This is a genomic window from Herbaspirillum sp. B65, from assembly GCF_000333555.1.
GTDB lineage: Bacteria > Pseudomonadota > Gammaproteobacteria > Burkholderiales > Burkholderiaceae_D > Herbaspirillum > Herbaspirillum rubrisubalbicans.
Window position 1 is genome coordinate 1 of the sequence record NZ_BADI01001121.1, and the last position, 4790, is coordinate 4790.

Consider the following 4790-nt stretch of genomic DNA (forward strand, 5'->3'; position numbering starts at 1 on the left):
CCGCGTGCGCCGCGAGTCGCCTCGCAGCCGCATCGTCATCCATGCCCTGGGGCCCGATACCGACTACGTGCGCCGGCTCTCGGATGGCGACCTGGACCTGGTGATCGCCAACTGGGATGCGCCACCGGCCCACCTGCACCTCTCCAAGCTGTTCGACGACCCCATCGTCTGCCTGATGCGCGCCGACTGCGCCTACGCCAAGCGCACCGCGCGCGAGGCCATGCGCATGGAGGATTACCTGGAGCTGCCCCATGCCGCCCCGTCGCAGATCCTGCCCGGCTACCACGGCAGCATCGACAGCTTCCTGGAAAAGCAGAACCTGCGCCGCAACGTGGTGGTCGAGTCCGCCCACTTCCGCATGTTGCCCTACATGGTGGCGCAGACCGACCTGGTGCTGACCGCCGGCCAGCAGTTCGCCCGCTTCTACGAAAAACTGCTGCCTCTGAAAAGCTATACGGTGCCCATCAAGTTTCCGCCGCTGCGCTTCTACCAGCTCTGGCATGAGCGCGTGCACCAGGCGACCGAACACAAATGGCTGCGCGCCCAGGTCAGCGCGGCGGCCAAGACGATGGCCCAGGCGCGGGCCTGAAAACCGCGCCGGCACAAGGAAAGGGCCGGAGGGGATATATCGACGGAACATCAGGTGGTATGCCGCAGCATATATATCGCTCGTCCCGGATTGCATTAGTATCGCCACCATCAGGCCGGCATCCATGCACAGACTGCACCAAGATGTGGAACACGGTACTGGGCCGGAACCTCCTTCCAACGACCAGGCACGCCCTCACCGAAAACCACACCATTCCGGGCGCGCTCGCATGTCGGGTTCCTTCGAGAAAAAATGCCAGGAGAAATACCCATGCAAGCCCCCAGCCAGCCGGTGGATGAACGCCTGCCCTTATTGAAGCTGTTTGCCCTCGGAATGCAGCATGTGCTGGTGATGTATGCCGGCGCCATCGCGGTGCCGCTCATCATCGGCGGCGCCCTGAACCTGCCCAAGTCGGAAATCGCCTATCTCATCAGCGCCGATCTGTTCTGCTGCGGCCTGGTCACCATCATCCAGAGCGCCGGCCTGTGGAAATTCGGCATCAAGATGCCGGTCATGATGGGCGTCACCTTCGCTGCCGTGGGGCCGATGGTGGCCATGGCCAACAACCCGCAACTGAACATCCTGCACATCTATGGTGCCGTGATCGTCTCCGGTATCTTCTGCATCCTGGCTGCGCCCTACATGAGCAAGCTGATGCGCTACTTTCCGCCGGTGGTGACCGGCACCGTCATCACGGTCATCGGAGTATCCCTGATGGGAGTCGGCATCAACTGGGCCGCGGGAGGACAACCGGTGATCGGCAAGCTGGTCGACGGCGTCTTCGTCAAGCTGCCCAATCCCGACTACGGCTCGCCGCTATCGCTGTCCATTGCCGCCCTGGTGCTGGTGGCGATCCTGCTCATCACCAAGTACACCCGCGGCTTTCTCTCCAACATCTCGGTATTGCTGGGCATGGTGGTGGGCTTCGTGATCGCCCTGGCGCTGGGCAAGATCAGCTTCGACGGCCTGGACGCGGCCGACTGGTTCGCCTTCATCCAACCCTTCCACTATGGCTGGCCGCAATTCGACCTGGCCTCCGTCATCAGCATGTGCCTGGTCATGATCGTGACCATGATCGAATCGACTGGCATGTTCATGGCCCTGGGGGACATCGTCGGCCGTCCCATCGATGACCGCACCCTGGCCAGCGGCTTGCGCGTGGATGGCCTGGGCACGGTCATCGGGGGGCTCTTCAACACCTTCCCCTATACCTCGTTCTCCCAGAACGTCGGCCTGGTGGGTGTGACCGGCGTTCGCAGCCGCTTTGTGTGCGTGGCGGCCGGCGTGATCCTGATCGTCTTTGGCCTGTTCCCCAAGATGGCCCACGTAGCTGCCTCGATCCCGCAATTCGTGCTGGGTGGCGCCGGCATCGTCATGTTCGGCATGGTCGCGGCCACCGGCATCAAGATCCTCTCCAAGGTGGATTTCCACGGCAACCGCAACAATCTCTTCATCGTCGCCATCAGCATCGGCGTAGGCATGATCCCCATCGTCGCCCCAACCTTCTTCGACAAGATGCCGCACCTGCTGGGCAGCATCTTCCACAGCGGCATCCTGCTGGCCTCGGCCATGGCGGTGAGCCTGAACCTGTTCTTCAATGGCCGCGGCAGCGACCAAGACGTGGCAGGCTATGCCGTGGCCGCGGCCCAGAGTTCAGACCACTGAGCTCTGGGCTCTGAGCTCTGAATTCAGACAAGCTGCCCGTCCCGAAATGAAAGCCTTGATGCCATCCGCGCCAAGATGTTTTAAAGTCTCATCTGCGCTCCAACGCACCCAGATGCCCACCGGACGGGCCTGGCTGCACAGTTGAGACGACAGCCGCACGCAACAATGGGCAGCGACAATCCTGATGCACAGATTGCTACAGATTGCCGATGCCGTTTTTGAGCGCATCACCAACGAACAAGCGAGGGCGCCGGCGCCATGCCGGCCGGCAACTACATGACCACCACACTGGACCAATTGAACCAGGCCGAGCACTCGGCCTTCATCGCCGCCCTGCACGGCATCTACGAGCACTCGCCCTGGATTCCCGAACGCGCCGCCGCGCAGCGCCCGTTCCGCACTCTGACCGCGCTCAAGCTGGCCCTGCAGAACGTCGTCAGCGAGGCCAGCCGCGCCGAGCAACTGGGTCTCATCCGCGCCCACCCCGAACTGGCAGGGCGCGCCGCCATTGCCGGCGAGCTGACCGCCGAATCCACCGGCGAACAAGCCAAAGCCGGCCTGAACCTGTGCAGCCCGGAAGAATTCGCCACCCTGCAAACTCTCAATGCGAACTACAACGCCAAGTTCGGCTTCCCCTTCATCCTGGCTGTCAAGGGCCCGACCGGCGTCGGCCTGACGCGCCAGCAGATCATCGCCACCTTCGAGCGCCGCCTGCGCAATCAGGTCGCCGATGAGCTGCGCGAAGCCCTGCGCCAGATCGGTCGCATTGCCGAGCTGCGCCTCAACGACCTGCTCGGCTATCACCCGGCCTTGGGCGCTACCGTCATGCAATGGGCCGAAGACATCGGCGCCCTGTCCGAAGACCAAGGCGCCCTCACCTGCACCTACCTCACCGACACCCACCGCCGCACCGCCGCGCAGATCGCCCAATGGATGCGCGAGGCCGGAATGCACGTCCACATCGACGCCGTGGGCAACGTGGTCGGCCGCTACCTCTCCAGCGACCCGCAGGCCAAGACCTTGCTGACCGGCTCGCACTACGACACGGTGCGCAATGGCGGCAAGTACGATGGCCGCGAAGGCATCCTGCTGCCCATCGCCGTGATCAAGCACCTGCACGAGCGTGGCGAGAGCCTGCCCTTCCACGTCGAGGTGATCGGGTTTTCGGAAGAAGAAGGCGTGCGTTTCAAGAGCACCTTCCTGGGCAGCAATGCGATCACCGGCCACTTCGATTTGAATCTGCTGGACTTGCAGGACAAGGACGGCATCCGCCTGCGCGAGGTCATCACCCAGGCCGGCCACGATGTCGCCGCCATCCCGCAGATCGCCCGCGACCCGGCCGACATCCTTGGTTACGTCGAAGTCCACATCGAACAAGGCCCGGTCCTGCTCAACCGCGACCTGCCGGTGGGCATCGTCACCTCGATTGCCGGCAGCTCGCGCTATCTGGTGGACTTGAAGGGCGTAGCCAGTCATGCCGGCACCACCCCGATGGACATGCGCAAGGATGCTGCGGCGGCAGCGGCCGAAATCATCCTGTACGTCGAGCAGCGCTGCGCGCAGGACCAGCACGCAGCCCTGGTCGGCACGGTGGGCCAGTTGCAGGTTCCGCGTGGTTCCACCAACGTCATCCCTGGCGCCTGCCAGCTCTCGCTGGACATCCGCGCCGCCCGTGACGATGTGCGACAAGCTGCGGTGCAGGACATCTTGGAGAGAATCGCCGCCATCTGCGAACGCCGCAGCATCGACGTCAAGCTCGAAGAAACCTTGAGCGCCCCGGCGGCTCCCTGCGCCCCCTGGCTGATGGCCCAACTGGCCGCCGCCACCGAGCGCGCCGGCATCCCACCCTTCGAGCTGGCCTCCGGCGCCGGCCACGACGCCATGGCCATCGCCAGGCTGACCGACGTCTGTATGCTCTTCACCCGCTGCGGCAACGGCGGCATCAGCCACAACCCGCTGGAAACGATGACGGCCGATGATGCCGAGGTGTCGGGGCAGATCCTGCTGGATTTCCTGCGTAGCTTCAGGGCCAAGAATTAATTATTTATATGATTTACAGTACGGCGCGCCTTCGATACGCGGCGCGGCCGCTACTCAGGACGAACGGTAGGGAGACGTAAAGCGTAACAATGCATTCCGTGCTGACTACCTATAGCAATTGAATTCAACCAGAAATAACGCTACAACACCCAGCATTAAGCGGACCTTAACCCTCCCAACAACCCCACCCGACGCAGCCGTCAATAGGGCAAGAAAGGGACTCCCCCCTGTCACCTGCGCCGACCCGCAAGCCAACACCAACCCAACAAGGAACCCAAGAAGGAGTCCAGCACCATGCAACACCCCGCCCAAGGCAAGACCCTGCTGATCAAGAACGCCCGCGTCCTGGTCACCATGAACGAGACCCGCGAAGAAATCACAAACGGCGCCCTCTTCATCCGCGACAACGTCATCGAACAAGTCGGCCAGACCCNAGACCTGCCCCNAGAAGCGGACGAGGTTATCGACGCCACCCACACGTGGTGATCCCCGGCCT

The 4790-nt window shown here is 63.2% G+C and carries 3 protein-coding genes and 1 pseudogene; all 4 read left to right on the forward strand.

Annotated features, from left to right (window positions below; translation table 11 throughout):
• On the forward strand, positions 1-589 hold a 589-nt coding region (locus tag I5W_RS26580), incomplete at its 5' end, for a LysR substrate-binding domain-containing protein (protein WP_044531515.1).
• Positions 590-859: 270 nt separating this feature from the next.
• On the forward strand, positions 860-2254 hold the full coding sequence (locus I5W_RS26585; protein ID WP_044531516.1) for a nucleobase:cation symporter-2 family protein: 1395 nt from the start codon (positions 860-862) through the stop codon (positions 2252-2254).
• Between the two features lie 276 nt (positions 2255-2530).
• On the forward strand, positions 2531-4294 hold the full coding sequence (locus tag I5W_RS26590; RefSeq protein ID WP_171939008.1) for an allantoate amidohydrolase: 1764 nt from the start codon (positions 2531-2533) through the stop codon (positions 4292-4294).
• A gap of 294 nt (positions 4295-4588) precedes the next feature.
• Positions 4589-4790, forward strand: a pseudogene (locus I5W_RS34335) (8-oxoguanine deaminase); the annotation flags it as partial.

Excerpts from the sequence above, each read along its gene's own strand:
- I5W_RS26585 (WP_044531516.1), top strand. The coding sequence starts at position 860 with ATGCAAGCCCCCAGCCAGCCGGTGGATGAACGCCTGCCCTTATTGAAG.
- I5W_RS26590 (WP_171939008.1), top strand. The coding sequence starts at position 2,531 with ATGACCACCACACTGGACCAATTGAACCAGGCCGAGCACTCGGCCTTC.